Origin of the sequence: Pseudomonas sp. CVAP#3, assembly GCF_018986375.1 — a bacterium.
Taxonomy (GTDB): domain Bacteria; phylum Pseudomonadota; class Gammaproteobacteria; order Pseudomonadales; family Pseudomonadaceae; genus Aquipseudomonas; species Aquipseudomonas helvetica.
Genome location: NZ_JAHMSC010000007.1, coordinates 171,702 through 197,367, shown reverse-complemented (window position 1 = coordinate 197,367; position 25,666 = coordinate 171,702). Strand labels below are relative to the sequence as shown.

Genomic DNA, 25,666 nt, shown 5'->3' with positions numbered 1-25,666 from the left:
GCGTGCCTCTTAGGGGTATTTATTGTTTGCAAGGCAATAGAACCCACCTTGTTTCAGGCAGGCCCAATTGAATAGTTAGGTTTCGTGTCAGGTAGAGTTACCAGGCAGTGGTACCACCATCGACCCGAATATCAGTACCCGTTATGAAAGAGCTTTCATCAGAAGCCAGGAACAAAGCGGTGGCCGCGACTTCTTCGGGCTTACCCAAACGTCCCAGCATCACCTTGCCTACCATCGTTTCAGCCCACTCGGGATCCTGCAGCAAGGGGATTGTTTGATTGGACTCAATCAACCCCGGGGAAATGCTGTTGGCGCGCAAGCCATGGACCCGGCCTTCCAACGCCAGTTGGCGAGTCATGGAAAGCACTGCCCCTTTGGCCGCGCTATGCGCGATTCCAGGGAGCATGCGGTAGGTCGACCACGCCGAAACCGAAGCCGTGTTAATTATGGAAGCGCCCGGAGACTTGATTAACTCCGGCCAGGCTGCACGCACGAGATGGAAAACCAGATTCAGTTCCTGATTGATAGTTCGATGCCAGTCATCGTCTGATATCTGATCGATCCAACCAAAGTAAGCCATCGCCGCATTATTGAATAACACATCGACGCGTCCGAATTCCGAAACAGCCAACTCCACCAAGCGTGCGCAGTTGGCAGGGTCCGTCAAATCGCAATTGTTCAGGGAAACCATATCCCCACCTATAGACTTCACTGCATCTACTGTCTCTTGAGCCGCCTCATGATAGATGTCACACCCCACTACTTTGGCACCTTGTTGCGCGAACATTAATGCCGAGGCTCGCCCCATGGATCCGCCCGTACCTGTAATAATGCAAACTTTACCCTGCAGACGATTACTCTTAAGCATCCCATTTCTCCTGCTTGTTTTTATAAGAACAGCTTGCAGTAACACACCCGATCAGTCGTGGCGGTTAATGAGTTGGGCGAACTGTAGGTAGACCACTACTTATTGACTAGGCACGGAAATCACCAAGGACTGTTGCTCTCAAGCAACAATCATGGTGAAAGGGTCTATAAGGGAGATGACAGGCAAGGGCAGAAATTCAAGAGGCGGTTTTATTCCGGATCTAACCACACCGGTTTTCCAGGTACGTCACCCATTGAACACTGACATGATCAAGCGCCGCAGCCAGACGCTTCTGGGGGCCTCGTGAAAACGCGCATGCCAGTACTGCTTGAGGTCGTAGCGTGGGATGTCCAAGGGAGGCTCGACCATTCGCACATTCAGATTATGCGTGTACATGTTGGCAACGGTCCGTGGCAACACCACGATCAAATCGGAGCGTTCGATGATCGATGGCACACTCATGTAGTGAGACGTCTGCAGCACGATGTTGCGGTGGATGCCTGCCTTGGCCAAGTGGGCTTCGAACATTTCCTGGCGACGGCTGCCATCACGTACCTGCAGATGCTCCAGCCTGCTGAAATCTTCCAGGGACAGACGTTCCCCTGCCAGAGGGTGATCGAGGCGTATCAGACAGACCAGGTCATGAGAGAACAACCGCTGCTGATAGATGTTGGGGGTTGTGAGGTCGGGAAAATAGCCGAGCACTGCATCGACCCGGCCTTCATGCAGGTTCTCCACAAGCTCATCGGGTGCCAGGCTGACGGTTCGTATGCGCGTATGCGGCGCCGCGCTGCGCAGGCTCTGAAATAGCGCAGGTAGAAAGACCACTTCACCCACTTCGCTCAGGCAAAAGACGAACTCCTGCTCGCTCGTAGCAGGGTCGAAGGTCGGGCCGCTGAGGATGTCCCGGTCGATGATCTCGATCACTTCGCGGGTGCGCTCAATGATGCCTTGCGCCCGCGGCGTCGCCTCCATCAGGTTGCCCGAACGAATGAACAGAGGGTCTCCCAATGAGTGGCGCAGGCGGGCCAGTGCAGCACTGGTTGCGGGTTGGCTGATGCCTAGCCGCTTCGCCGCCGCAGTGACATTGCCAGTTTCATAAACGGCTAGCAGGACACGAAGCAGATTAAGGTCGGTGCGCATGGATATAACGAAACCAGATAGTTGGAATAATTAGAATTGGCTTCCTTTATTTAAAGCGCTTGGCGACGATCCCGTCCACATAAAAAAATAAAAAACGGAAGGTAGCCGCATGAACCCTGACAACGCCCGAATTGGCGAGATCATCGACAACGCCAAGATCTCGCCGTACCAGATCGTTATCCTCGCCCTGTGCTTCCTCATCGTCCTGATGGATGGTTTCGATACCGCTGCCATTGGTTACATCGCCCCGTCACTGCGCGAGGAATGGGGGTTGTTGCCTGCCCAGTTGTCGGCGGTTTTCGGGACCGGACTGTTCGGCCTGATGGTTGGCAGTCTGATCCTGGGCCCGGTCGCCGATGCCATCGGGCGCAAAAGCGTTTTACTGATTTCGGTGTTGGTGTTTGGTCTCGCCACCCTGGCCAGCGCCTATACCCATTCGATCGAGTCGCTTACGGTTCTGCGCTTCATCACCGGCCTCGGCCTGGGTGGCGCGATGCCGGCTTGCATCGCCTTGAGCGCCGAGTATTCCCCTGCCCGCCGGCGCATGATCATGGTGACCTTGAGTTGGAGTGGCTTCACAGCTGGCCTTGCCTTAGGCGGTATGCTCGCGGCACACATGATTCCTGCATTCGGTTGGCGTTCTGTGCTGGTGTTCGGTGGCGTCATGCCGCTGGCGGTACTGCCACTGCTAGCGTGGCTAATGCCTGAGTCGGTTCGGTTCATGGCGTCCTCGGCCAAGCACACCGACGCCTTGCGCCGGGTGGTCGAACGCATTACCGCAAAGAGCTGGAGCGGTGTAACGATCCTTGATGATGAGCGGTCGACTCAGGTCAGGTCGCCAATCTCACACCTGTTCATCGACGGCCGATTGGTCCGAACACTGCTGCTGTGGGTGACTTTCTTCTGCTCGCTCTTTGTGTTCTACCTGCTGACCAGCTGGCTGCCTACCCTGCTCAAAGAGGTCGGCTACGATATCGCTTACGCTTCGCGCATTGGCGCCATGGTGCCACTGGGCGGTACCATCGGTGCCATTCTCATGGCCCTGCTGATGGATCGCGTCGGACCTTACCCCGTGCTGGCGCTCTCTTACTCAGGGACGGCTGTAGTCATTGCGGTCACGGGCTACCTGATGAGTAATCCCTACCATCTGGCCATCATGGTATTTCTCATCGGTTTCGGTGTGGCCGGCGCTCAAAATGGACTCAACCTGGTATCCGCCACCTTGTACCCCACCGCTGCCCGCGCAACCGGGGTGAGTTGGGCAATGGCCGTCGGCCGTTGCGGTTCGATTGTCGGCTCGATGCTGGGTGCCTGGTTTATTTCCATAACAGGCACATCACCGGTTTTCTTCCATTGGCTGGCGCTTCCCGTGCTGATCGGCGCGACAGCCATAGGTGGCCTTTATTGGCTCAGCACTGGCCGGAATCAGACAGTCAAGCGTGCTCAAGGTGCTCACGCAGAAACTCAATGAAGCGTTGTGTTTTTGCGGGCAAAAGACGGGTTTCAGTGAGGGCATACACCGGGATCGGATTGGCGTGCCATTGGGGCAGAACCGGCTGCAGCAAGCCAGTGCGCAGATCGTCCGCGGCAATGCCTTCAGGCAGCAGGGCGATCCCCAGATCCAGTGTCGCCAAGCGCCGAAGCATCCCGACGCTATTGAGTTGAAACCGTCCACCTACCTCAACTTCAACCACTTCACCAGAATGGAAGAGCTGCCACTTGCCAGCCTTTCGCAATCGCAGGCATTCGTGGTGTACCAGCTCAGACGGGTTGCTGGGCGCTCCATTGAGTTCCAGATAACGAGGCGAGGCGTACAAGCGACGAGAGAGGATCGCGAGTTTTCGCGCAATCAGATTTGAGTCTGCCGGTTCGCCCATGCGGATGACTACATCGACGGGTTCGCTTACCAGGTCGACCTGGCGCGGTGTGAGGTCGAATTCAAAGCTGATGCCAGGATACCGTCGGGCGAACTCGGCGATGAGCGGCGCCAGGTAAATATTGGCGAAGTCCACAGGTAGTGATGCACGCAAAAGACCACTTGGATGCGCAAGCATTTCACCCAGCTGTTCGTGTGCCAACCTCGCTTCGTCAACGATTCGCTTGCATCGGTCAAAGTACAACTGCCCTGCTTCGGTCAATTCGATCTTGCGCGTGGTGCGGTGCAATAGCCTCAAGCCGATGGCCTTTTCAAGCCCGCTGATGCGTCGCGACAAGGTCGAATTGGGCATCGCCATCGCTTCTGCGGCCCTGCGAAAACTGTGGGCTTTGACGACCTCGACGAACAACGCCATGTCGTTCAGAAGTTCCATGTTGATTGCTCCATTGGTGGATCAGTCATTTCAATTATAGCTGGTTTATCCCGCATCCAGTTTGATCAATGATAACTACATCAGCCTTCGAAGCCATTCCACACGCCTCGAACTCAATCAGTACAGCGCCAGGTTCCGTTGACGGTTGCTCAGCGGTGCCCCTCGCAGGAGAGCGTCAACTGCATGAAAGACCTTAATGACCTTTATTACTTCGTGCTGGTGGTCAAACATGGAGGGTTCTCGGCAGCTGCACGGGCAACGGGCATTGAAAAAACGTTGCTCAGTCGTCATGTCGCGGATCTGGAATTGCGAATGGGAGCCAGACTGTTACATCGCACAACACGCCAGGTTTCGCTGACCGAAGCTGGCCATCATTTCTTTACGCTCAGCCAACCCGTTGTCGAGGGTGCGCATACCGCCTATGAAAGTGTGGAGCATCTTCGACGAGAACCTGTCGGGTTGGTACGGCTGAGCTGTCCTCAGGTCATGGCGCAGAGCTATTTGGCCCCCCTGCTGCCTGGGTATATGGAAAAATATCCGAAGGTACGGCTTGAGTTGAATGCAGTAGATCGGGAGGTCGACCTCTTTGAAGAGCGCTTCGACGTGGCCTTGCGATCGCGTGCCCGGATTGAAGAAACGGCCGGGTTGGTCGCAAAGGAATTAGGGGCAACCCAGCAGATACTGGTAGCAAGCCCTCGGTTTCTCGATCGTGTCGGCCGGCCTGCCACGATCAAGGCCATTTCAGAAATCGAGACACTTTCTCGTCCTGGTGACATCCATGATGGTGTCGGTCGCTGGTTCCTGCGCAGTTCATCAGGTGAAGAGCGGCTGGTCAGCCATCAGCCACGTCTCATCTGCGATGATCTACGTATGCAGTTGGAGGCCGCTGTTAATGGGTTGGGCGTCGCCTTGTTGCCAGAGCCCATAGCTGCAGCCTCTGTGCGCGCGAAGGCTCTGGAAGTCGTCATCCCCTCCTGGACCGGTGCAACGCATATCATCCATCTGCTCTACCCCAAACCGAAGGGGATGTTGCCCTCCGTTCGCAGCCTGATCGACTACCTGAGCCTCCATTTACCCCAAAGCATCCAGGAGCGAAGCATCACCGTTGAGAGGGTCGTTTGATAAAGGTGCAAACGCCCCGCGCGCTCATGCTTTGAGTTTGGGAATGAGGATTGCAGCTCTCTTGAAAACGACTACTGCCAGGCCGATTGCTGGCTGCGCAGTACCTGGCCAACCATTTCTCTCAGCCACTTGTTCTGAGGGTCTCGATGAAATCGGTCATGCCAGTACAGATCAATCTCGAACGAGGGTATTTGCAGAGGCAGAGGGTGTATGACGAGAGGATAAAATCGCGCCAAGGTTTTACCCAAGGCGATAGGCAGCGTCCATATCATGTCGGTATCCAGCAGCAAGTGCGGACCGGACAAGAACTGAGGGGTGCGCATTTTAATGCAGTCTCTGCCACCCGCATCGATCAGGGCACGCTCCAGTGCCTGGTGACCACTACCACCGGATTCCACCAACAAATGCTCACTGGTGACAAAGGCTTCAAGGCTTAAGCCGCAATGTGCCAAGGGGTGGTCTTTGCGCATGGCGCAGACATAATGCTGAGAAAAAACCGGTGTACGGTGAATGTCAGTCTGAAGGGTCGGCATAAAGCCGAGTGCCAAGTCGATCCGGCCAGTGGACAGGCCATTGAGCGTCTCATCCATCCCACCCCCGACGGTGTGTATCCGCGCTTGAGGTGCAACCCTGGACAATTCACTCAAGATAGGGGGCAAACAAACGACTTCGCCAATATCGCGCATTCTGAAGATAAATGATTTTTCACAGTTTTTCGGATCAAACGCCGGCATTTGGCATCCGGCCTCCCTGACCATCGCAAGGGAGGCCAACAGTCGCGGCGCGATATGGACGCAAAACGGAGTGGGTTCCATTCGGCGACCGACCAGCGTAAACAACCTGTCACCATAATCATTTCGTAACCGCTTGAGCGAACCGCTGACGGCAGCCTGCGTGACACCCAGATTCTGCGCCGCAATTGAAGCTGAGTGGTCTCGCCACAACGCCTCAAACGTATAGAGCAGATTCAAATCCTTCATCACAACGCCTTGACTGATGTCCGGAAATCAAAACACTGCACTCGCCAGCAAAGCGTCGTGGGCTCCAACCGGCAAGTGCAGTAAAACTGGCACTCATGAGTGTTATGCAGTCGCGTGGATAACATCACTGGCAGATGCGCTACTGTGCAGCGGTGAAAGATCAATGTGAATTCGATAATCATTGATCAAGCGGGAAGCATTGAAGTGAACGACGACACAGCAAGGAACATTGATAACCGTGCCGTCATGCTTTGTGTAATACGTATCAAAGCGCATTATTGTTGTGTCGCCTTCGCTCCACACGCCTTGAAGAACGTGTTTCAGAGAGGCTATTTGAGTAAAAAATAACTCAATCGCCTCCCCGACAACTTTTTTCCCCTTCATTTCCGGGGGATTGCCAAACCGAAACACGACATCATCAGCCAGATAACTCAAAAAACCTTCGATCGACATCCGATCGACACTTTCAAACATACCTGTCAATTCATGGTTCATTGCACGCCTCATTTCTTGTTTTTGTTTTTTCATTTCTGGTCGCTGCGGTGAATCTTATGCCGCTTTGCTGACCTTGTTACGGATGGCTTGCAGGGTGGATCGCACGGCGCTCAGGTAGGACGTCTGCATGCCGGTTGAGAACTCGACTTCCTTCTCGCTGCCCGCCGATACGCCCGGCAGGGAGAAATCGAAGGAGAAGCGCAGGAACAGTTCGCCATCCTCTTCCTCGATGACGTTCTTGATCAGACCACGGGCATTACCGGAGAGGCGCACGAACTCGACTTGCTGCTCTTCAGTAAGCAGGACCATTTCCTGAAGGCGCTCACCGTAAAGCACCACTTCGCGGATAAAGGTATTGCCCTGGTCCTCAACGACATTACATTCGGTAATGGCATCAACGAACGGCACCGCATTGCGAGCCTTGCTCACCAACCCTTCCCATACCTGGCTGCGGTTCAGGTTCACACCGTCCGACTCCTCAGGGGCATTGACTTTCAAGCGACGACTTACATTGATCATGGGGTACTCCGGGGTTTCAGGTTCAAAAGTGACCGACTCCCTGTCGAGTGTCAGGGACAGTCTGTCAGGGGGTCTCAAACGGTGAGATAACCACCGTCTACGGCCATTGCCGTACCGGTCACAAAACTGGCGTCATCGGACAGCAGCCATAGCGCAGCCTTGGCGATTTCTTCCGGTTTTCCGAAACGACCGATAGGGTGTCGTTCGCGCAATGCAGCGAACTGTTTGGCAAAATTAGGCTCTTCACTCGCACGCACGATCATCGGCGTTTCGATGATGCCTGGCATGATTGCGTTGACCCGGATATTGAGGGTGCCGTAGTCGACGGCGGCAGCCTTGGTCAAACCGACCACCCCATGCTTGGCAGCGATATAGTCCGACGCAGCGGCAATCGCTACCGAGCCCAGGGACGAAGCGGTATTCACGATGGCGCCACCGCCACTGTTCAACATGGCGCGGATCTGATGCTTCATGCAGTAGAAAACACCGGTCAGGTCGATGCGGATAATGCGATCCCACGCCGCAGACGAGATTTCATGCAGAGGCAAATTGCTTTGCTCGACCCCTGCATTGTTGAACGCGCCATGCAGACGGCCAAATCGAGTGACGACATCATCGACTGCTGCGGCCACAGCATCTTCGTCGGTAACGTCGCAGGGGATTGAATAAACCTTGCCGCCGGCAGCCGTGACAGCACTGGCGGTTTCTTCGATGCCTGCGGTATCGCGATCAAGCAGCACAACCCTCGCGCCCGCTTTGGCAAAAGCCAGTGCCGAAGCACGGCCAATTCCGCCCGAGGCGCCAGTGATAATGATGTTCCGGTCGTCAAGGTTGCTCATATCCACACTCTCGTTTTGTAATGCCACTTACTGTATTTACCGGGGCAACGATCGAGAATCCCGTAAAACCACCAAAGACTGTTGCGCTGTTGCACCAATCAGCGGCGGGTCAAATCCAGCGCCACATCGACGATCATGTCCTCTTGCCCACAGACCATTTTTCGCCGAACCAATTCGACCAGGATGTCGACGGTACGCAACCCGTAGCGCTGGGCAGCCGCTTCGGCATGGCGAAGGAAGCTTGAGTAAACTCCGGCACAACCCAGTGCCAGCGTTTCGCGATCAACGCGCACTGGACGGTCCTGCAGGGGACGGATGATGTCATCGGCGGCATCCATCAGGGTGTACAGATCGGTGCCATGGTTCCAGCCCAGGCGCTCGGCTGCGGCGCACCGTAGCTTTCCATCAGCTTGCCCTGCTGCACCACCCCTTGGGAGGGCTACATATGGCTCATCATCAAGAAGCCAACCACATCCATGTCCAGCTTTCGTGCGTATCCGTTGGTCCTACGCCCACTTCCATTGAAAATTGGGGTGGCTTGTAGCCGCGGAGCGATAGCTTCAGTGATATGAAAGGACAGAAGAAAAAATCGGAGCCGGACTCGCCGGCCCCATTCCTTTCAGTCAATCAGACTAATAAGGTTGAAAACCTATTACACGCTCAAGCACAGATACTTGATTTCCAGATAGTCTTCGATGCCGTACTTGGAGCCTTCACGGCCCAGGCCCGAGGCCTTGATGCCACCGAACGGCGCGACTTCGTTGGAGATCAACCCGGTGTTGACGCCGACCATGCCGTATTCCAGGGCTTCCGCCACACGGAACACACGACCCAGGTCACGCGCATAGAAGTACGAGGCCAGGCCGAACTCGGTGTCGTTGGACATCGCGATCACCTCGGCTTCGTCTTTGAAGCGGAACAGTGGCGCCAGTGGACCAAAGGTTTCTTCCTTGGCCACGGCAGCGCTGTTCGGCACGTTGGTCAGGATGGTCGGCTCGAAGAAGTTGCCTTCGATGGTGTTGCCACCGGCCAGTACCTGGGCGCCTTTGCTCAAGGCGTCGGCGATGTGTTCTTTGACCTTGGCCACGGCTTTTTCGTCGATCAGCGGACCAGTGGTGGTACCGGCTTCCAGACCGTTGCCGATCTTCAGTTTGGCGACAGCCACTTTCAGCTTCTCGGCGAATGCGTCGTAAACGCCGTCCTGAATGTACAGACGGTTGGCGCAGACGCAAGTCTGGCCGTTGTTGCGGTACTTGGAAATGATCGCGCCTTCGACGGCCTTATCCAGGTCCGCGTCGTCGAACACGATGAACGGCGCGTTGCCGCCCAGTTCCAGGGACACTTTCTTGATGTCCTTGGCGCATTCGGCTATCAGTTGACGACCGATTTCGGTCGAACCGGTGAAGGACAGCTTGCGCACGATCGGGTTGCTGGTCAGCTCGCTGCCGATGTCGCCGGCGCTGCCGGTCACCACGCTCAGCACGCCTTTCGGGATACCGGCACGTTGGGCCAGTTCAGCCAGGGCGAAGGCCGAGTAAGGCGTTTGCGAAGCAGGCTTGAGCACCATGGTGCAGCCGGCGGCCAGGGCCGGGCCGGCTTTACGGGTGATCATGGCAGCCGGGAAGTTCCACGGAGTGATCGCAGCGGTCACGCCGATTGGCTGCTTGATCACGATCAGGCGCTTGTCTGGCTGGTGGCCCGGAATCACGTCACCGTAGATGCGCTTGGCTTCTTCGGCGAACCATTCGATGAAGGACGCGGCGTAAACGATTTCGCCCTTGGCTTCGGCCAATGGCTTGCCCTGCTCCAGGGTCATCAGGCGAGCCAGGTCGTCCTGGTTCTCAATGATCAGTTCGAACCAGCGACGCAGCTTGTTCGCGCGCTCTTTGGCGGTCAGTGCACGCCAGGCCGGCAGCGCTTTGTCAGCGGCTTCGATGGCACGGCGGGTTTCCGCTGCGCCCATTTTCGGCACGGTGCCCAGAACTTCGCCCGTTGCCGGGTTAGTGACGTTGATCGTCTGACCATTGTCCGCATCGACCCAAGCGCCATCAATGAAGGCTTGCTGGCGGAACAACAGGGTGTCTTTAAGCTGCATGACGTTTCCTTATCTGAATGAGGGGTTGGCGAGCGTTGGCTTAAACCAAAGCGCTACGTCTTTTCAGCTCATGGTTCAGAATGAAATCGTTCTCGGAATAATCCACCGGGCAATCGATAACGTGCACACCCGGCTCACTGATGCAGCGCTGCAGTAGCGGCAAGAAGCCTTCGGCGCTTTCCACCCGGTGGCCCTTGGCACCATAGCTTCGCGCATACATGACGAAATCCGGGTTGCCGTAGTCCAGCCCAAAATCAGTGAACCCCATGTTGGACTGCTTCCAACGGATCATGCCGTAGCCATCATCGCGTAGGATGATGACCGTCAGGTTCATCTTCAAACGTACGGCGGTTTCCAGCTCCTGGCTGTTCATCATGAAGCCGCCGTCACCGCACACAGCTACCACAGGACGATCCGGATAGACCAAATGTGAAGCCATCGCCGAAGGCAGGCCCGCACCCATCGTTGCCAAGGCATTGTCTAACAGTACGGTGTTGGGTTTATGTGCCTTGTAGTTGCGCGCGAACCAGATTTTGTAGATGCCGTTATCCAGAGCCACGATGCCTTCCGAGGGCATGGCACGACGCACGTCGGCGACAAAGCGCTGCGGGTAGATCGGGAAACGGTTGTCGTCCGCGCCCTCGATCACTTGGGCCTCGTTGGATTCACGGATCGTCATAAGGCGGGTGAAGTCCCAGTGTGAAGTGTCATTCAAGGACTCGCCGATCTGCCAAACAGCATTGGCGATATCGCCGATCACTTCGACCTGTGGGAAGTACACCGGATCGACCTCGGCGGAGCGGAAGTTGATGTGGATGACTTCGGTGCCGCCACGGACCATGAAAAATGGCGGTTTTTCAATCACGTCGTGGCCAATGTTTACGATCAGATCAGCCGCCTCGACGGCACGGTGCACGAAGTCGCCGGAAGACAGTGCGGCATTGCCAAGGAAGCGTGGATGACGCTCATCTACCACGCCTTTGCCCATCTGAGTGGTGACAAAAGGGATGCCGGTCTTGTCGATCAGTTGCTTGAGTACCTTGGCAGTCATCTTGCGATTGGCGCCGGCACCAATCACGAGGATCGGGCTACGGGCTGTCTGCAATTTCTCGACTGCGGCCTCGATGGCCTTGTGTTCGGCCAGTGGGCGACGATGCAGGCTCGGAGGAATTGGCCGGCTTTCGGTCTGCTCCGCGGCGATGTCCTCGGGAAGTTCAAGATGAACCGCTCCGGGCTTTTCTTCCTCAGCAAGGCGGAAGGCTTCACGCACACGCGAGGGAATGTTGTCAGCGGACGCCAACTGGTGGGTGTACTTGGTCAGCGGTTGCATCATCCCAACAACATCAAGAATCTGGAAACGGCCCTGCTTGGACTTTTTGATTGGCTTCTGCCCGGTAATCATGAGCATTGGCATTCCACCCAAGTAGGCATAGGCGCCAGCAGTGACCAGGTTCGTAGCGCCAGGGCCAAGGGTCGATAAGCTGACTCCCGTTTTGCCGGTTAACCGGCCATAGGTTGCCGCCATGAAACCAGCCGATTGCTCATGTCGAGTGAGAACGAGCCGGATGTTGGAGCGCCTGAGTGATTCAAGTAAATCCAGGTTCTCTTCACCAGGAATCCCGAACACGAACTCTACGCCCTCATTCTCGAGGCACTGCACTACGACGTCTGAAGCCTTGAGCATTTCACTCTCCTCTAAAATCATGTATCCGCGCTTGAGGTGCAACCTTGGACAATTCGCTTACGATGGCGGGGAACCTAACGACTTCGCCAACGTTGCGCATTCTGATGGTAAATGTCTTTTCACAACGTTTCGGATCAAACACCGGCATTTGGCTTCCAGCCTCCCTGACCATCGCAAGGGAGGCCAACAGTCGCGGCGCGATGTGGAGACAAAACGGTGTGGGTTCCATTCGGCGACCTACCAGAGTAAACAACCTGTCACCTTAGTCGTTTCGTAACCGCTTGAGCGCCCCGCTGACGGCTGCCTGCGTAACACCCAGACTCTGCGCCGCTATTGAAGCGGAGTGGTCTCGCCACAACGCTTCAAAGGTATAGAGCAGATTTAGATCTTTCATCACAGCGCCCTGACTGACATTCAGAAACCAAAACACTGCACTTGCCAGCAAAGCGACGTGGGCTTCGACCGGCAGGTGCAGTAAAACTGGAATTCTTGAGTGTTATGCGGACGCGTGGATAACTCAACGTCGTGTCAGGTCCAGTGCCACATCGACGATCATGTCCTCTTGCCCACCGACCATTTTTCGCCGTCCCAATTCGACCAGGATGTCGACGGTACGCAACCCGTAGCGCTGGGCCGCCGCTTCGGCATGACGCAGGAAGCTGGAGTAAACGCCTGCATAACCCAGCGCCAGCGTCTCGCGATCTACCCGCACCGGACGGTCCTGCAGCGGACGGATGATGTCATCGGCGGCATCCATCAAGGTGTAGAGGTCGGTGCCATGATTCCAGCCCAGTCTCTCGGCGGCAGCGATGAACACCTCCAATGGCGCGTTGCCCGCCCCCGCCCCCATGCCAGCCAGGCTGGCGTCAATGCGGTCACAGCCCTCTTCCACCGCGACGATGGAGTTGGCCACGCCCAGGCTTAAGTTGTGGTGGGCGTGCATGCCGGTTTCGGTTTCCGGCTTGAGCACCGCCTTGAACGCACGGAAACGCTCGCGGATGTCCTGCATGTTCATCGCCCCACCGGAGTCGGCCATGTACACGCAGGTCGCGCCGTAGCTCTCCATCAACTTGGCTTGGGCAGCCAACTGCTCGGCCGGAATCATGTGGCTCATCATCAGGAAACCGACGGTGTCCATGCCCAGCTCGCGGGCATATTCGATGTGCTGTTTCGACACATCGGCCTCGGTGCAATGAGTGGCGATGCGCACCACCCGGGCACCGGCGTTGTAGGCTGCTTTCAGGTCATGCACGGTGCCGATGCCAGGCAACAACAAGGTAGTGATCTTGGCGTGGCTGATCACATCGGCCGCGGCCTCGATCCACTCAAGGTCGGTGTGCGCAGCGAAGCCATAGTTGAAGCTTGAGCCTTGCAGGCCATCGCCATGGGCGACTTCGATCGAGTCAACCTTGGCTTTGTCCAGGGCGCGGGCAATATCCTGCACGTTTTGCAGCGAATACTGATGGCGAATGGCATGGCTGCCATCGCGCAGGGTGACGTCGGAGATGTAGAGTTTTTTACCGGGATTAAAGGTCATGTCGGTCTCCTCAGGCGTTCAGCATCGACTGCGCCATGCGCTCGGCGGTGGCCAAGGCAGCGGAAGTCATGATGTCGAGGTTGCCGGCATAGGCTGGCAGGTAGTGGGCGGCACCTTCGACTTCGAGGAACACTGAAGTCTTGAGCCCGGAGAACTTTCCGAGGCCGGGGATGTTCAGCGGGGCGTCTTCCGGGATCACGTCGAACTGGACTTTTTGCTTCAGGCGATAGCCCGGTACATAGGCCTGTACGGCGGCAGCCATCTCGACGATAGAGGCTTCGACCAGCGCCTGATCAGCGGCTTCGGACAGCACAAACACCGTGTCACGCATCATCAGCGGCGGTTCGGCCGGGTTCATCACGATGATCGCCTTGCCCTTGGCTGCGCCGCCGATCGCTTCGATAGCCTTGGAGGTGGTTTCGGTGAATTCGTCAATGTTGGCACGAGTGCCAGGACCCGCGGACTTGCTGGCGATCGAGGCGACAATTTCGGCATAGTGCACCTTGGCCACGCGTGATACCGCTGCGACCATGGGGATGGTCGCCTGGCCACCGCAGGTAACCATGTTGACGTTGAGTTGGCCGAGATTCTGTTCCAGATTGACCACCGGCACGCAATACGGGCCGATGGCTGCAGGTGTCAGGTCGATCAGACGGATGCCGGGTTTGATCGAGCGCAGGAAGGCATCGTTTTTCACGTGGGCGCCGGCCGAGGTGGCATCGAAGACGAAATCGATGTCCTTGAACACGTCCATGCGGGTCAGGCCTTCAACACCTTCATGGGTCACCGCCACGCCCATGCGTTGGGCGCGGGCCAAGCCGTCGGAAGCCGGGTCGATGCCGACCATGGCGGCCATTTTCAGGTGTTTGCCGTGACGCAAAATCTTGATCATCAGGTCGGTGCCGATGTTGCCCGAGCCGATGATGGCGACGCTGATTGGATTACTCATTGTTATTGTGTCCTGTCGTTGCACACAGCCTGGGATCAGGCGTTACCACGCCGGCGTTCGGCAAGTGTCTTGCCACCCGCAGCCCACTGGGTTTCGGGAATCTCTTGAAGCAGCACGCGTACGCTATCTACGGGCACATCGAGGCTTTGCGCGATGGCCTGGGTGACGTTGAGCAGCAGTGCATGCTTCTTCTCTTCACTGCGGCCTTCGGCGAGGTGGATCATGGCGATAGGCATGGTCGATAGCTCCGGATCAACGTTGGCTGGATGAAGTGAAGCGCATGGAGACGCTGCCCAAATGCTGGTAGCGGACGGTGATGTTGTCCCCGGCAGCAACGGCAATGGCTTCAGTGATACCACCGGTCATGATGAAACAGCCCGCCGGTAGTTCACGCCCCTTGGCGCCGAGCATGTTGGCCAGCATGGCGACGCTCTGCGCCGGGTGCCCGAGCACCGCGGCGCCGGCACCGGTCGCGACCACTTCGCCGTTCTTCTCCAGCACCACGCCCAGGCATTTGAGGTCGATTCCCTGCACACCGCACATCTGCCCGCCGGTGACGAAGCGCGCCGAAGAGGTGTTGTCGGCAATGACGCTCTTGAGATCGAAGCGGAAGTTCTCGTAGCGCGAGTCGATCACTTCAACTGCCGGCAAAATAAAATCGGTAGCTGCCAATACGTCTCCAACATGGACGCCCGGTCCCTTGAGCGGATGCTTGAGGACAAAGGCGATCTCGGCCTCGACCTTGGGATGGATCAACCCGTCAACATCGATAGCCGCGCCGTCCAGGCAAGAGCCGTAGTCCGTAAGGAAGCCGTGGATCGGCTCAGTGACCCCCATTTGCTTCATTTTTGCGAAAGAGGTCAGGCCCATTTTCAGGCCGGCGATACGTACACCGCGAGACTCCTTGCGCTGGCGAATGGAGTCCTGGATGGCGTAGGCGTCTTCCCAGTCCATGTCCGGGTGGGCGTCGGTAATCTTGGCCACCGCCTCGCGGTTGAGCTCGGCGTTTTCCAGGTGTTCGGCCAGTTGGGCGATAGTGCTTGCAGAGAGATTCATAAAGGTTTCCTTCAAACGAAACGAACGGAGGCCGAGCCAATGCCGCCCAGGCTGATGCGCAATTGATCACCGGCCTTGACCGGCACCATGGCCGCCAGCGAACCAGAGAGGATGACTTCGCCCTTATTCAGGCCAATGCCAAGTTGACCGAGTTTGTTAGCCAGCCAGGCCACGGCATTCGCCGGATGGCCGAGGGCCGCAGCACCGGCGCCAGTGGCAACCACTTCACCGTTCTTTTCCAGGGTCATGCCGACGCACGCCAGATCGACGTCACGCGGGGCCACGCCCTGCCCGCCCAGAACGAAAGCCCCGGCGGAAGCGTTGTCGGCGACGGTGTCCTGGATACGGATCTTCCAGTCACGGATGCGCGAATCGACGATCTCGAAGCACGGCATCACATAGTCAGTAGCCCGTAAAACATCAGCCACGGTGATACCAGGGCCATGCAGGTCTTCCTTGAGCACGAACGCGATTTCGCCTTCGGCCTTGGGGGCGATCAAACCGTCGATGGCGATGGCGGCGCCGTCGGCATAGAGCATGTCCGAGAGCAGATGACCGAAGTCCGGTTGATCGACGCCGAGCATGTCCATCACCACTTTGCTGGTGACGCCGATCTTTTTTCCGATGACTCTCTGGCCGTCGTCAAGGCGTCGCTGGATCATCGACAGCTGTACCTCATAGGCCTGCTCCAGCGTCATGTCCGGGTAGGTGTCGGTCAGCGGCGCCAGAGCCTGGCAGTTGCTGAGGGCCTGGTGCAGTTGCTGGCCGAGAACGTGGATCTCTTGCTTATTCATGAATGGCTCCTTACAGCCGCACGCAGACGTTGCGCAGCTCGGTGTAGAACTCAAGCGAATGCACGCCCCCCTCACGGCCGATACCCGACTGTTTGGCGCCGCCGAAGGCGGTACGCAGGTCGCGCAGGAACCATGAGTTGATCCAGCAGACACCCACGTCCAGCGCGCTGCCCAGGCGATGGGCGACCTGCAGGTTGCTGGTCCACACGCTGGCCGCCAGGCCATAGGGTGTGTCGTTAGCCAGACGGACGACTTCTTCTTCGGTATCAAAGGGGGCGATATGGCAAACCGGGCCGAAGATTTCCTCGCGAACCACGGCCGAGGTTTCCGAAAGACCGGTCCAGATCGTCGGCTCGAACCAGGCCCCTTCGGCCAGGTGTTCCGGTACCTGGGCAATGCCACCGCCGTGGACCACCGTGGCACCGTCGGCCACCGCCTGACGGCAATAAGAGAGAATTTTTTCGCGGTGACCGAGCGAGATCACTGGTCCCATAGTGCTGTCGTGCTGGTTCGGGTCACCCACTTTGATGCCTTCTGCGTGGGCCTTGAATGCAGCGACAAAGCGCTCGAACAGCGGACGCTGCACGTAGATGCGCTCGGTCCCTAGGCAGACCTGACCGCTGTTCTCGAACACGGCGCGCCCCAATCCTTTGACGGCCTTTTCCAGGTCCGCATCGGCGAAAACGATGCCGGCGTTCTTGCCGCCCAGTTCCAGCGATACCGGGCGGATACCCTTGGCTGCGGCTTTCATGATGATCTCGCCCGTGCCGGTTTCACCGGTGAAGGTGACACCATTGACCTCTGGGTGAGCGGTGAGGAAGGCTCCAGCCGAGTCACCGCCGAAACCATGCACCACGTTGTACACACCCGGTGGCACGCCGGCCTCATTCATGACCTCGGCGAGCAGTGTGGCAGTGGCCGGTGTCTCTTCAGAGGGTTTAACCACCACAGTATTGCCACAGGCCAGGGCCGGCCCGACCTTCCAGGTCATCAGCAACAGCGGCAGATTCCAAGGACAAACAACAGCGATGACACCACGCGGTGCTCGCACGCTGTAGTTCACCGCCTTGCCACCGTCAGGGGTGTCCATCACGAAACTTTCTGTCGGCACATTCTTTATCAGATCGGCGAACACCTTGAAGTTGGCCGCACCACGGGGAATGTCCAAGTGCCCGGCGAGTGCGCGGGGTTTGCCGGTATCGGCCACTTCGGCAGCCACAAACTCTTCATGGCGACGTTCGATGCCATCCGCCACTTTGTGCAACAGGGCCGTTCGCTGGGCGACGGTCATGCTGCCCCAAGGGCCTTTCAATGCATCGCGCGCAGCTCGTACGGCGGCATCGACCTCAGCTTTGCCGGCCTCATGCACCAGGCCGATCAGACTGTTATCGGCCGGGTTTCGGTTCTCGAAGGTACGGGCGCTACTCACCCATTCACCATTGATGAAATGGCGGAATTCTTTCGCAGGCATAAGGTATTCCTTCTTGTTTTAGAGTGTTGGAGCGCTGGATTCGGGGTCGCCCGCCGTCAGGTATTCCCACATGCGCTCGTAAATTCGGCCGCTGGTGACAGCCCGTCGTGCGCAGGCCTGTGCGTCGAGTACCGGCCCTTGAGCTGCAAGACCTGCGCTGTGCAGTTGCAATTCAATTCGCGCGGCGTCTTCCAGGTACCAGGTCAACGTCAACGCTTCGATCAGCGACGCGCCAACGACGATGGCGCCGTTGCCACGCATGACCAAGGCGTTGCCCTGTCCTAATTGATTGGCCAGGGCGCTGGCCTGTTCGTCGCTGCGCAGCAGCTGCGGGTCGTCCCACAGCGGGATTGGCGACTGGAAATAGCTGCCCATTCCATGGCGAGGACGGGGTGTGAGCCTTGCGCAAGACAGGGTCATGACCTGGGCAGGCATGCTTCGAATCACTGCGTGGACATCCGGGCGGCGACGGTATATTTGCTGGTGGATGCGGACTTCACCCAGCACTCCGTCGGGCAATTCACCTTTGATCGGCACCACAATTCCTGACTCGCCCGGCCGGATCAAACCCATCGGTTGCGCTGCGCAAACCAGAAAGTGCTCCTCATCCAGCCGCAGGCTGCAGTGCCCGTAGGCATGAACCAGACCAGCGCGGGCCAAGGCGCGCGCGGCCACCCGTACTTGCGATTGCTGATCGCGGCTGGGAGTTGGCAAGCGATTCACGATTTGAACTCCGGAATGTCTGGCTTGGCGCCCCACATGCAGAATCCCGCACCCTCCGCCGGAAACTGGCGAGGCTGGTGGCTTGCATCATTCTCCGGAGAGATCAAGCTGACCCCTGTCGAGTATTCGTAGGTCATGCCGTCAGGTCCCTCGAAATAGAGGAACATCGCGCCCGAGGTGGGGTGGCGGCCCGGACCGAAGAGGATGCGAATGCCCCGCTCAACCAGGAAGTAATAGGCGCGCATCAAGTCATCGACGGTTTCCACCTGGTGGTTGATGTGTTGCACGCCGGGATGGGACGAAGGGAACAATGCGATTTTGTGGTGAACCTCGTCGATGCGCAGTAACGGCGCCTCGCCAATTCGGTCACTTACCCTGGCGTTTGCCAGCTGAGTCCAGAACAGTTCGTCACGCCGGGCATTCATGGTGCGCAAGCCAATGTGGCTGAAACCGGTGATACCCGCATCGCGGCTTGGGAAATAGCGTCGCCCGCTGGCAAGGGGACGCAACACCAGTTCGATGTTGTTGCCGCTGGGATCCTTGAAGCGAACGAAGTCGTCGACATAGCGCACTTCAGCGTCTGCACGTGAGCCATGCTGCACGTCGAATTCATGATGCTCGAGCAACACCGCTGCGTCTTCCAGATCTTGCGCCGTCCTGACCTCGAACGCTGTCGTGGTTTCCTGCGGATCGCCTTCGTAATAGCAGAGCGTGTGGTCACGACTGTCCGATCGGAAATACACCGCGCCGTTGGCTTCTCGGGCGACCTGCAGCCCGAGAATCTGAGTGGCGTAGCGACGCGCGTCATCCAGATTCGCGGTTCCCAACCGTATGTATCGAATGTCATGCAGGTTGATCATGAGGGATGTCCTCTTATTTATTGTTGTCTGGGATTCATCTTCCCGTTGACCAATAAATAAAAGAAGCAAATATTAGTTATTCGCACTATCTGAAATATTTATACAGATATCACCACCAGCCACCTGTTTTCTGGAGCAAAAAAAATGCCCCGTATCAGTAGATACGAGGCATTGGCACCAACGGATTAGGTTACCCGATTGCCTCTTTGGCAATGTCTGAAGTGCCCATCAGCGTACTCACCTCACCCACTGCTTTATTCCTTGGCATGGAGATCACGAACAAGGCGGAAATGACGTAGAAGCCAGCGCAGACCATCAGTCCCGCAGCCAGGCTATAAAAGCTGGCAATGCCACTGAGCAGCAAGGGGGCAAAAGCTGCTAACCCGCGGCCTGCATTGAAACAGAAGCCCGCCCCCAGCGTTCGCACCCGGACGGGGTACATCTCGCCGAAGTAAGAGCCGAACAATCCTGCAAACACCATGAAAAATGCGTACCCCGCCCCTATCCAGATCAGCGATTGGGTCTGGACGGTATAGACGTAGACCAGCGCCATCGTTGATGTGAGTAGTAGCGATATGACAATCGTAAGCCACTTGCCAATGCGGTCAGCGATGAAACCGAATACGTTCAGGCCAAAGAAATTCCCTAGATGGAGTACCGCCATAAAGCTGGTCATCGACGCCACACTCAAGCCACGGTCCTGTATCAGGTAGGTGGGCAGCCACGTGCTGACTCCCCAGGAGCCAAGCAATGCAAAGCTGGCTGCAAGAGACCCCAGCAAGGTGTTACGAAGTAGATCAGGCGAAAAAATCTCGCTGACGGATATCCGCTTCGCAGCCGTTCCCTGAGTATCGCGCTGAGCCTTCCAGGCCGGAGATTCCGGAATTAGAAAGTACACATAAATGATCGGCAGTATCACCGAGGCGCCGGACACGAAAAACATCAAACGCCATTCCGGCAGCATGAACTTTGCGGCCATGGCAGCCACGATGGCGCCAACCGGGAAGGCACTGATCACGAAGGATATGGCTCTGGCGCGTTGCGTGGGCGGCCACGTTTCGACGATATAAGCCGAGAGGATCGTCCATACCCCGCCAAGTCCAAGACCCGAGATAAATCTCAAGCCCATCAGTACGTAGAGATCATGAGCGAATGCAAAGAAACAGGTCAGTGCGCCGAAGATTGCCAGCGATACCATCAATGCCCTGCGCCGACCGAAGTTGTCGGAGTACCAGCCTGTGGCAACGCCGCTCACACCAATACCCAGCAATGTAGCGCTTGCCAGCGCTCCCACTTCATTGAGGCTCAGCCCCAGATCCTGACGGATAACGGGCAGAGCGAGCGTTAGCAGGATGATCTCCATTGCATCAAAAAGGTAGGCGATAAACCCACCGATCAGTACATGCCACTTGGATATTCCAGTCACGATTTCACCTGATTTTAATTATTGGACAGTGATGTTCGTTCCGCGGGCTGCCATGTTGTTTATGGCAGCCTTGGAAAGAGGCAAAGTTCAGAATCGGTAAACGGCCTGCAGCCAGACTTTATTACCTTCAGCACGGTTCTCGACCAGCATCTCGTGCTGCACTTTCATGACAAACCCGATTGCCGGGGTTTGGTATTTGATCGAGGGGCCGATTGCGGCGACCTGACCACGGTTACCATCCAGGTACGTCTGACCATTCTTCTCATCATCGCTGACCTGCTTATACAAATAGCCGTTCACGCCCACTTGCCATTCGGGAGTAATGTTATAGCCAATGTTGTAGTCGGCGTTGAACTCACGGCCGGAACGATAGTGGGTAGCGGGGTTCTCACCATTGATCATATAAATGAGCTTGGCGCTGACCTCCAGTTTTTCCAACGGATAGGCGGTAAACGAATACCATGGCCCGTAAGCCCAGTAGTTTCGACCCGGGTTGAAAAGGCGGTCCTTGTCATAGGACCCCACAGGCGCAAACACATCCAGAGCGAGTATTTGGCTGTACCGTGGAGAGCTCCACCCCAATACAAATGGAGTTACCGTCAGATCGCCGATGCCTTCTTGGTGATCGCTGCGATGAACTCGACCAGCAGGCGTATCGACATCGAACTTGACGTCGCCCTTGACCAAGGGCAAGGCAATGCGACTGGCCAGCTTGGCACCCAAAATCGAGTAGTCCTGATAGACGTAATCCACTCGCATCGACAGTGCTTGAACATCAAGGTCAAAGTTGTGAATACCTTGTTTTTGATTGCCATCGCCATCCAGCGTTTTATTCGCACTGTAGTCGGACAAGTAGAAAAACTCGGTAAAGCCTGGCGGTGGCATCTTTCCCGCGAGGACCGTATTCACACCCAGTGGGTATGAGGTGCCGCCGCCTTCTGTTGCCTGGGCAAGCGGAACAAAAAAAAGACCTATGCAGAGGGTACTGATCCAGGTGTTTGACGCGCGATGGGTATTTGATCTTAGTGTGTTCATCTCATGTTCCATTTTTATTTTTGTATTACGGAGGAGAATTTTTTAACTTTCAGCCCTAGCGTTACTTAAAAGCGGCTGGCAAATTTCAGGTGCGGCGATGCATGCCGTCATTTGTCAGGACGCTGCAAACAGTTGAGTTATTCAACGGCCGGGCACTGATTGCCCGGCCCTCCGAGAGGTATTACCGAATAGTGGTTTCCAGCTCGCCCAGCCCTTCAATGCAGACTTTCAAAACATCACCGCGGTCCAGGAATGTGTGGCTTTCCATGCCCACGCCTGCCGGGGTTCCCGTCAACAGAACATCGCCGGGAAACAGATCGATGGTCTGGCTCAGATAGGAAATCTGCTCTGCAATTCCGTACATATGATTGCGGGTATTGGAATCCTGTACCCAAGCGCCGTTCCTCGACAGCTTGATATTCAAGTTCTCGGGATCTTTGACGAATTGTGCCGGCGTCAGGTACGGGCCCAGCGGGCAAGAGCCCGTGAAGCATTTGTGTCCAATCCAGTCGAAGCGAAACGGCGAGCTCGGATCGACTTGCTCTCGGCGCAGTCGATCACGCGCGGACAGGTCATTGGCGCAGGTATAACCCGCCACATAGTCGAGTGCATCTTCAATGGAGACACGCGACGCTCTCTTGCCGATCACCACCGCCAACTCGGCTTCCCAATCGAGCATGCGGACACCTTCGGGAATGTCTACCGCTTGCTTGTGTGCGACCAGACTGCCGCGACCGGGCTTGATGAAATGCCATGGAGCAATGCCCTCGCTGCGCGGATCCAGCGACAGTTTCATGTTGAACGCACGAGCCATGGCTTCGACATGGTCACGGTAGTTTGCGCCCGCGCAATAGAGGGTGCCGGGACGCTCCAGGAACGGCGCGAAGTGCAAAGCGTCAAGGTCGAGCCGTTGCGACTCATAATGCGCTGGTGCTTCAAATACTGATATTGCAAGGTCTTGAAGCTTTGGATTGGACGTCTCCCAGCTCTCGAGCAATGTATCAATGGAAGCTGTCGGCAACTCAAGGCCGGCCGTGGCTACCAGCTGACCGAGATCATAGGCGTATTCGCCAACCAGCAGGCCGGTAGCGTTTGACTGGACATCCATCCGATAGGTGAAAAGCTGATACTTCATGGGGCCACCATCACAGGAGCGAAAAGCGTTGGTTGGAAAAGCTGACGTGGAGCGTCAGGCCGCCTTCCATGAGCAGCCACTTGCGTATGTCCACGTCATAAACGCCGTGGGCGATAAAGGGATCTGACTGGACAATGCGCTGCGCTTCGGCATGATCCGCCGCACGCAGAATGCTCATGCCACCCAGCTCACCGGGAAAGGTCTGATCCGAAACAAAGGGCCCGGAAGCGAACAACTCGCCGCGTTGTTGCGCCAGAATCGCCCACTTCAAGTGGGCGTCCAGCAGCTCTGGTACGCGGGTCAGATCCCGTGGCGTACGCATGACCACGAACAGCGGCTTGTTCAACATCCCTGCCAGCAGTTCCTTGGTCTTAGAGCTATCACTCATCACGCACCGCCTCGAAGTTCTGAATGAACGCCTCAGGGGGTGGATTGGTTGCCCACACGGCGATCAGGTCTGGCGGTGCCCCGTCGATAGCCAGCCATTCGCTGTCATCTTCGGGAATGACATCGATGTCCCAGAAATATTCGACCATGCTGTCCCAAGGATCGCGGATGTAATGGAAGTAGTTGGAGCCGGCCACATGTCGTCCCATGCCAAAAGCGCTTTCGTAGCCCAGGCTCATCAGGTGTTGAGCGCCCAGTTCGATCTCATCAATACCCATCACCTCGAAACTGAGATGATGCAGGCCACTATGGCTGCTCTTGGCCAGGCCCAGCACATGGTGATCACCGCCACAGCCACAACGCAGAAAGGCGATCTTGTCCCCCGCGCGGTCAGAGACTTTCATCCCTAGCACCCGGGTATAGAAATCAATCGAACGATCCACATCGGGGGTGAATTTTATCAAGTGGCCCAGGCGTAACGGTGTGACTCGACGCAACTTCGAGGCCGGTGTGCACCCGCGCTGACCGATGCGACGGTACCGTCCAGGGGTATTCAACTCTGGCGCCGGTAACGGAGCCATCGGCATGGACTCGGCCTCACTGACGTGTACCCAGTCGCCGGAGGGGTCACGAAACCACAGCCCTTCCTGGTCAATATCAAAAGGTGCCGGATGGATGACCACACCGTGGTAGCTCAGGTTTTCGCGAATGGTCTGCAGCCCCTCAGCATCGGTACCAAACGAGACATAGCTGAGGCGCTTTGTAGTGCCGGGCATCAGTCGCACTTGATCCTGGGCGCGCCCTTTGCAACGCAACACCAAATGCTCACCTGCCATGCGGGCTTCGAGCCCAACAGCTTCGTAGAAGGAACGACCCACTTCAAGATCTGGAACTGTCACGCCTACGTGTTGTAGAGAACGAATCATCTTGGATGCTCCTTCTTAACGAATAGGGGAAAAGGGTGCGGAGCTCAATAGTTCAACCTGCTGGGCAACCACCAGATGACCATTTTTGCCGAGGAACGTACGCCATCTTGGATCGCTGGACAGCGCCGCACGGCGTTGGGCGCGGTCCTCGTAGCTGGAATACCCCCACAACTGAATGACTCGATTGATGTCCCCTGTTTCCGGCTTGAAATAACCGATCAAGTTGCCCAGCGCCTCACCCTGAAGTGGTAGCCCCTCCTCCTCGTAAGCACGGAGGAATTCGTGCAGGGCGCCAGGCTTGAGTTGATAGGTACGTTGTTCAATCAGCATGTTGTTTTCTCTTTTTTGGAATGTGCCTGGGAGTCGGCCTGGGAGTCGGCTTCGATCAACTTGATCACTGCCGAGATATCTTCTTCACCAATGCCTTCTTCGATAGCCCTTAGAAAATAGGGCTTGGCGGCATTGAACAAAGGCGCGGCGCTACCGAGTTCCTCGGACAGCTCACTGGCCATGTCGATGTACTTTTCCAGCGTGGCGAAAGGTCCTGGCGCCGGTAGGAAGTGACGATCAGCCATCATCGGTGCTCTTGCGCTGAACATCGTTGAGCCACCCGCGCTTTGGCGTATCACCTCAACCACCTGCTGTGCGCTGAACCCTGCTTTCACGCCAAGGTTTAGCGCCTCAGCTGCGGCCAGGGTGTGAATAGTCACGAGATAGTTAGCGATCAATTTCATCGCGACCGCGCACCCAAACCCACCAATGTGGAACTGGATGTCGGCGATCGCATCGAGCACCGGCTTGCAGTGCTCCACCAGGTCAGGGTCGCCGCCCAGAAACAAGGAAGCCTTGCGTTGGGAAACCATTGATGGCGTACCACTGACCTCCGCCTCCAACACCCGCGCACCACGTTGTTCGATGCGCTGAGCCATACGTTGCTTGAAGGCTTTGTGATAGGTGCCGATCTCGATGAGCGTGTGCTGTGACCCTATGGACTGAAGCAGGCCATCAGGCCCCTCCATGATTCCCATGTGGGCCACTTCGCTGGGCAGGCAAGTGAGGATGAAGTTTGATTGCGCCGCTACGGCGGCTGGACTTTCGAGCGCGATGCCACCCTGACGGATGAAGGCCTCGCGATCTCGACGTCGGTAACCGACCACGCGAAATCCGGCCGCAAGCAGGTTGGTTGCGATAGGAAGGCCAAGTTGGCCGATTCCCACCATACCGATGGTTATCACAGGCATTTTTCGCCTCTCTTATTGTTGTTCTTTGACGCAAAGCTTGAAGCTCGGCTAGGCGCTAACCTAGGCGCAGCC

The 25,666-nt window shown here is 56.9% G+C and carries 26 protein-coding genes and 2 pseudogenes; 2 read left to right on the top strand and 26 right to left on the bottom strand.

The window, feature by feature from the left end:
* Window positions 1–97: 97 nt before the first annotated feature.
* Together KRR23_RS14715 and KRR23_RS14710 are read right to left on the bottom strand one after the other, a co-directional pair.
* A complete protein-coding gene (locus KRR23_RS14715) occupies window positions 98–868 on the bottom strand; it encodes an SDR family NAD(P)-dependent oxidoreductase (protein ID WP_216743082.1) in 771 nt (256 codons plus the stop codon).
* A 246-nt stretch (window positions 869–1,114) separates the two neighbouring features.
* Complete coding sequence (locus KRR23_RS14710) at window positions 1,115–2,011, bottom strand: LysR family transcriptional regulator (RefSeq protein ID WP_216743081.1); 897 nt, start codon at window positions 2,009–2,011, stop codon at window positions 1,115–1,117.
* 109 nt (window positions 2,012–2,120) lie between these two features.
* On the opposite strand from KRR23_RS14710, the gene KRR23_RS14705 reads away from it, so the two are divergent.
* A complete protein-coding gene (locus tag KRR23_RS14705) occupies window positions 2,121–3,482 on the top strand; it encodes an aromatic acid/H+ symport family MFS transporter (RefSeq protein ID WP_216743080.1) in 1,362 nt (453 codons plus the stop codon).
* On the opposite strand, the gene KRR23_RS14700 is transcribed toward KRR23_RS14705, so the two are convergent.
* Complete coding sequence (locus tag KRR23_RS14700) at window positions 3,445–4,320, bottom strand: LysR family transcriptional regulator (RefSeq protein ID WP_216743079.1); 876 nt, start codon at window positions 4,318–4,320, stop codon at window positions 3,445–3,447. The two genes, KRR23_RS14705 and KRR23_RS14700, sit on opposite strands and share 38 nt — an antisense overlap.
* A gap of 183 nt (window positions 4,321–4,503) precedes the next feature.
* Between KRR23_RS14700 and KRR23_RS14695 the strand changes: the two genes are divergently transcribed.
* Window positions 4,504–5,442 carry a LysR family transcriptional regulator gene (locus KRR23_RS14695; RefSeq protein WP_007938283.1) on the top strand — a complete coding sequence of 313 codons (939 nt, stop codon included), beginning with the start codon at window positions 4,504–4,506 and terminating at the stop codon, window positions 5,440–5,442.
* Between the two features lie 71 nt (window positions 5,443–5,513).
* Here KRR23_RS14695 and KRR23_RS14690 read toward each other — a convergent pair whose 3' ends face one another.
* The 23 genes and pseudogenes from KRR23_RS14690 to KRR23_RS14580 form a co-directional block, all read right to left on the bottom strand.
* Window positions 5,514–6,422: a LysR family transcriptional regulator gene (locus KRR23_RS14690; protein WP_216743078.1), complete on the bottom strand. Its 909-nt coding sequence runs from the start codon at window positions 6,420–6,422 to the stop codon at window positions 5,514–5,516.
* Between the two features lie 102 nt (window positions 6,423–6,524).
* Window positions 6,525–6,917 (bottom strand): nuclear transport factor 2 family protein, encoded by a 393-nt coding sequence (locus KRR23_RS14685; RefSeq protein ID WP_216743172.1) that lies wholly within the window; start codon window positions 6,915–6,917, stop codon window positions 6,525–6,527.
* Window positions 6,918–6,971: 54 nt separating this feature from the next.
* Entirely contained in the window at window positions 6,972–7,436 is a 465-nt protein-coding gene (locus KRR23_RS14680) for an SRPBCC family protein (protein WP_216743077.1), read from the bottom strand.
* Window positions 7,437–7,510: 74 nt separating this feature from the next.
* Window positions 7,511–8,275: an SDR family NAD(P)-dependent oxidoreductase gene (locus KRR23_RS14675; protein WP_216743076.1), complete on the bottom strand. Its 765-nt coding sequence runs from the start codon at window positions 8,273–8,275 to the stop codon at window positions 7,511–7,513.
* Between the two features lie 98 nt (window positions 8,276–8,373).
* A pseudogene (locus KRR23_RS14670) lies at window positions 8,374–8,771 on the bottom strand (hypothetical protein); the annotation flags it as partial.
* A 156-nt stretch (window positions 8,772–8,927) separates the two neighbouring features.
* On the bottom strand, window positions 8,928–10,370 hold the full coding sequence (gene gabD, locus KRR23_RS14665; RefSeq protein ID WP_216743075.1) for an NADP-dependent succinate-semialdehyde dehydrogenase: 1,443 nt from the start codon (window positions 10,368–10,370) through the stop codon (window positions 8,928–8,930).
* Between the two features lie 40 nt (window positions 10,371–10,410).
* A complete protein-coding gene (locus KRR23_RS14660) occupies window positions 10,411–12,054 on the bottom strand; it encodes an acetolactate synthase large subunit (protein WP_007938271.1) in 1,644 nt (547 codons plus the stop codon).
* A 19-nt stretch (window positions 12,055–12,073) separates the two neighbouring features.
* A pseudogene (locus tag KRR23_RS29425) lies at window positions 12,074–12,448 on the bottom strand (LysR family transcriptional regulator); the annotation flags it as partial.
* A gap of 123 nt (window positions 12,449–12,571) precedes the next feature.
* The gene (gene dmpG, locus KRR23_RS14650) at window positions 12,572–13,591 is read right to left on the bottom strand and encodes a 4-hydroxy-2-oxovalerate aldolase (protein WP_095966101.1); all 1,020 of its coding nucleotides are present in this window, start codon (window positions 13,589–13,591) and stop codon (window positions 12,572–12,574) included.
* A gap of 10 nt (window positions 13,592–13,601) precedes the next feature.
* Entirely contained in the window at window positions 13,602–14,540 is a 939-nt protein-coding gene (locus KRR23_RS14645; RefSeq protein WP_216743074.1) for an acetaldehyde dehydrogenase (acetylating), read from the bottom strand.
* A gap of 35 nt (window positions 14,541–14,575) precedes the next feature.
* Window positions 14,576–14,776, bottom strand: a complete 201-nt coding sequence (locus KRR23_RS14640) for a 2-hydroxymuconate tautomerase family protein (RefSeq protein ID WP_007971593.1) — start codon at window positions 14,774–14,776, stop codon at window positions 14,576–14,578.
* A 16-nt stretch (window positions 14,777–14,792) separates the two neighbouring features.
* Window positions 14,793–15,596, bottom strand: a complete 804-nt coding sequence (gene dmpH, locus KRR23_RS14635; RefSeq protein WP_216743073.1) for a 2-oxo-3-hexenedioate decarboxylase — start codon at window positions 15,594–15,596, stop codon at window positions 14,793–14,795.
* Between the two features lie 11 nt (window positions 15,597–15,607).
* Window positions 15,608–16,390: a 2-oxopent-4-enoate hydratase gene (dmpE, locus tag KRR23_RS14630; RefSeq protein WP_216743072.1), complete on the bottom strand. Its 783-nt coding sequence runs from the start codon at window positions 16,388–16,390 to the stop codon at window positions 15,608–15,610.
* 10 nt (window positions 16,391–16,400) lie between these two features.
* Window positions 16,401–17,861 carry a 2-hydroxymuconic semialdehyde dehydrogenase gene (locus tag KRR23_RS14625; RefSeq protein ID WP_216743071.1) on the bottom strand — a complete coding sequence of 487 codons (1,461 nt, stop codon included), beginning with the start codon at window positions 17,859–17,861 and terminating at the stop codon, window positions 16,401–16,403.
* 18 nt (window positions 17,862–17,879) lie between these two features.
* Complete coding sequence (locus tag KRR23_RS14620) at window positions 17,880–18,584, bottom strand: class II aldolase/adducin family protein (RefSeq protein WP_216743070.1); 705 nt, start codon at window positions 18,582–18,584, stop codon at window positions 17,880–17,882.
* Entirely contained in the window at window positions 18,581–19,444 is an 864-nt protein-coding gene (locus KRR23_RS14615; RefSeq protein WP_216743069.1) for a VOC family protein, read from the bottom strand. The genes KRR23_RS14620 and KRR23_RS14615 overlap by 4 nt, the downstream gene beginning before the upstream one ends.
* Before the next feature lie 190 nt (window positions 19,445–19,634).
* Window positions 19,635–20,870 carry an MFS transporter gene (locus tag KRR23_RS14610; protein ID WP_216743068.1) on the bottom strand — a complete coding sequence of 412 codons (1,236 nt, stop codon included), beginning with the start codon at window positions 20,868–20,870 and terminating at the stop codon, window positions 19,635–19,637.
* Window positions 20,871–20,957: 87 nt separating this feature from the next.
* On the bottom strand, window positions 20,958–21,905 hold the full coding sequence (locus KRR23_RS14605) for a transporter (RefSeq protein ID WP_216743067.1): 948 nt from the start codon (window positions 21,903–21,905) through the stop codon (window positions 20,958–20,960).
* A 181-nt stretch (window positions 21,906–22,086) separates the two neighbouring features.
* Window positions 22,087–23,040: a fumarylacetoacetate hydrolase family protein gene (locus tag KRR23_RS14600; RefSeq protein ID WP_216743066.1), complete on the bottom strand. Its 954-nt coding sequence runs from the start codon at window positions 23,038–23,040 to the stop codon at window positions 22,087–22,089.
* 10 nt (window positions 23,041–23,050) lie between these two features.
* The gene (locus tag KRR23_RS14595; RefSeq protein WP_216743065.1) at window positions 23,051–23,428 is read right to left on the bottom strand and encodes a YciI family protein; all 378 of its coding nucleotides are present in this window, start codon (window positions 23,426–23,428) and stop codon (window positions 23,051–23,053) included.
* Window positions 23,421–24,353, bottom strand: coding sequence for a VOC family protein (locus tag KRR23_RS14590; RefSeq protein ID WP_216743064.1), 933 nt, complete (start codon window positions 24,351–24,353; stop codon window positions 23,421–23,423). The genes KRR23_RS14595 and KRR23_RS14590 overlap by 8 nt, the downstream gene beginning before the upstream one ends.
* A gap of 15 nt (window positions 24,354–24,368) precedes the next feature.
* On the bottom strand, window positions 24,369–24,683 hold the full coding sequence (locus KRR23_RS14585; protein ID WP_216743063.1) for an NIPSNAP family protein: 315 nt from the start codon (window positions 24,681–24,683) through the stop codon (window positions 24,369–24,371).
* On the bottom strand, window positions 24,677–25,594 hold the full coding sequence (locus KRR23_RS14580) for an NAD(P)-dependent oxidoreductase (RefSeq protein WP_216743062.1): 918 nt from the start codon (window positions 25,592–25,594) through the stop codon (window positions 24,677–24,679). Before KRR23_RS14580 ends, KRR23_RS14585 begins: the two co-directional genes overlap by 7 nt.
* Window positions 25,595–25,666: the final 72 nt, after the last annotated feature.

Bases quoted from the DNA above. Each gene is read 5' to 3' on its own strand.
- KRR23_RS14675 (WP_216743076.1), bottom strand. From the start codon at position 8,275: ATGAGCAACCTTGACGACCGGAACATCATTATCACTGGCGCCTCGGGC.
- KRR23_RS14700 (WP_216743079.1), bottom strand. From the start codon at position 4,320: ATGGAACTTCTGAACGACATGGCGTTGTTCGTCGAGGTCGTCAAAGCC.
- gabD (WP_216743075.1), bottom strand. From the start codon at position 10,370: ATGCAGCTTAAAGACACCCTGTTGTTCCGCCAGCAAGCCTTCATTGAT.
- dmpH (WP_216743073.1), bottom strand. From the start codon at position 15,596: ATGAATCTCTCTGCAAGCACTATCGCCCAACTGGCCGAACACCTGGAA.
- KRR23_RS14645 (WP_216743074.1), bottom strand. From the start codon at position 14,540: ATGAGTAATCCAATCAGCGTCGCCATCATCGGCTCGGGCAACATCGGC.
- KRR23_RS14710 (WP_216743081.1), bottom strand. From the start codon at position 2,011: ATGCGCACCGACCTTAATCTGCTTCGTGTCCTGCTAGCCGTTTATGAA.
- KRR23_RS14715 (WP_216743082.1), bottom strand. From the start codon at position 868: ATGCTTAAGAGTAATCGTCTGCAGGGTAAAGTTTGCATTATTACAGGT.
- KRR23_RS14690 (WP_216743078.1), bottom strand. From the start codon at position 6,422: ATGAAGGATTTGAATCTGCTCTATACGTTTGAGGCGTTGTGGCGAGAC.
- KRR23_RS14615 (WP_216743069.1), bottom strand. From the start codon at position 19,444: ATGATCAACCTGCATGACATTCGATACATACGGTTGGGAACCGCGAAT.
- KRR23_RS14640 (WP_007971593.1), bottom strand. From the start codon at position 14,776: ATGCCTATCGCCATGATCCACCTCGCCGAAGGCCGCAGTGAAGAGAAG.
- KRR23_RS14695 (WP_007938283.1), top strand. From the start codon at position 4,504: ATGAAAGACCTTAATGACCTTTATTACTTCGTGCTGGTGGTCAAACAT.
- KRR23_RS14625 (WP_216743071.1), bottom strand. From the start codon at position 17,861: ATGCCTGCGAAAGAATTCCGCCATTTCATCAATGGTGAATGGGTGAGT.
- KRR23_RS14660 (WP_007938271.1), bottom strand. From the start codon at position 12,054: ATGCTCAAGGCTTCAGACGTCGTAGTGCAGTGCCTCGAGAATGAGGGC.
- KRR23_RS14705 (WP_216743080.1), top strand. From the start codon at position 2,121: ATGAACCCTGACAACGCCCGAATTGGCGAGATCATCGACAACGCCAAG.
- KRR23_RS14605 (WP_216743067.1), bottom strand. From the start codon at position 21,905: ATGAACACACTAAGATCAAATACCCATCGCGCGTCAAACACCTGGATC.
- KRR23_RS14600 (WP_216743066.1), bottom strand. From the start codon at position 23,040: ATGAAGTATCAGCTTTTCACCTATCGGATGGATGTCCAGTCAAACGCT.
- dmpE (WP_216743072.1), bottom strand. From the start codon at position 16,390: ATGAATAAGCAAGAGATCCACGTTCTCGGCCAGCAACTGCACCAGGCC.
- KRR23_RS14680 (WP_216743077.1), bottom strand. From the start codon at position 7,436: ATGATCAATGTAAGTCGTCGCTTGAAAGTCAATGCCCCTGAGGAGTCG.
- KRR23_RS14590 (WP_216743064.1), bottom strand. From the start codon at position 24,353: ATGATTCGTTCTCTACAACACGTAGGCGTGACAGTTCCAGATCTTGAA.
- KRR23_RS14685 (WP_216743172.1), bottom strand. From the start codon at position 6,917: ATGAACCATGAATTGACAGGTATGTTTGAAAGTGTCGATCGGATGTCG.
- KRR23_RS14585 (WP_216743063.1), bottom strand. From the start codon at position 24,683: ATGCTGATTGAACAACGTACCTATCAACTCAAGCCTGGCGCCCTGCAC.
- dmpG (WP_095966101.1), bottom strand. From the start codon at position 13,591: ATGACCTTTAATCCCGGTAAAAAACTCTACATCTCCGACGTCACCCTG.
- KRR23_RS14580 (WP_216743062.1), bottom strand. From the start codon at position 25,594: ATGCCTGTGATAACCATCGGTATGGTGGGAATCGGCCAACTTGGCCTT.
- KRR23_RS14595 (WP_216743065.1), bottom strand. From the start codon at position 23,428: ATGAGTGATAGCTCTAAGACCAAGGAACTGCTGGCAGGGATGTTGAAC.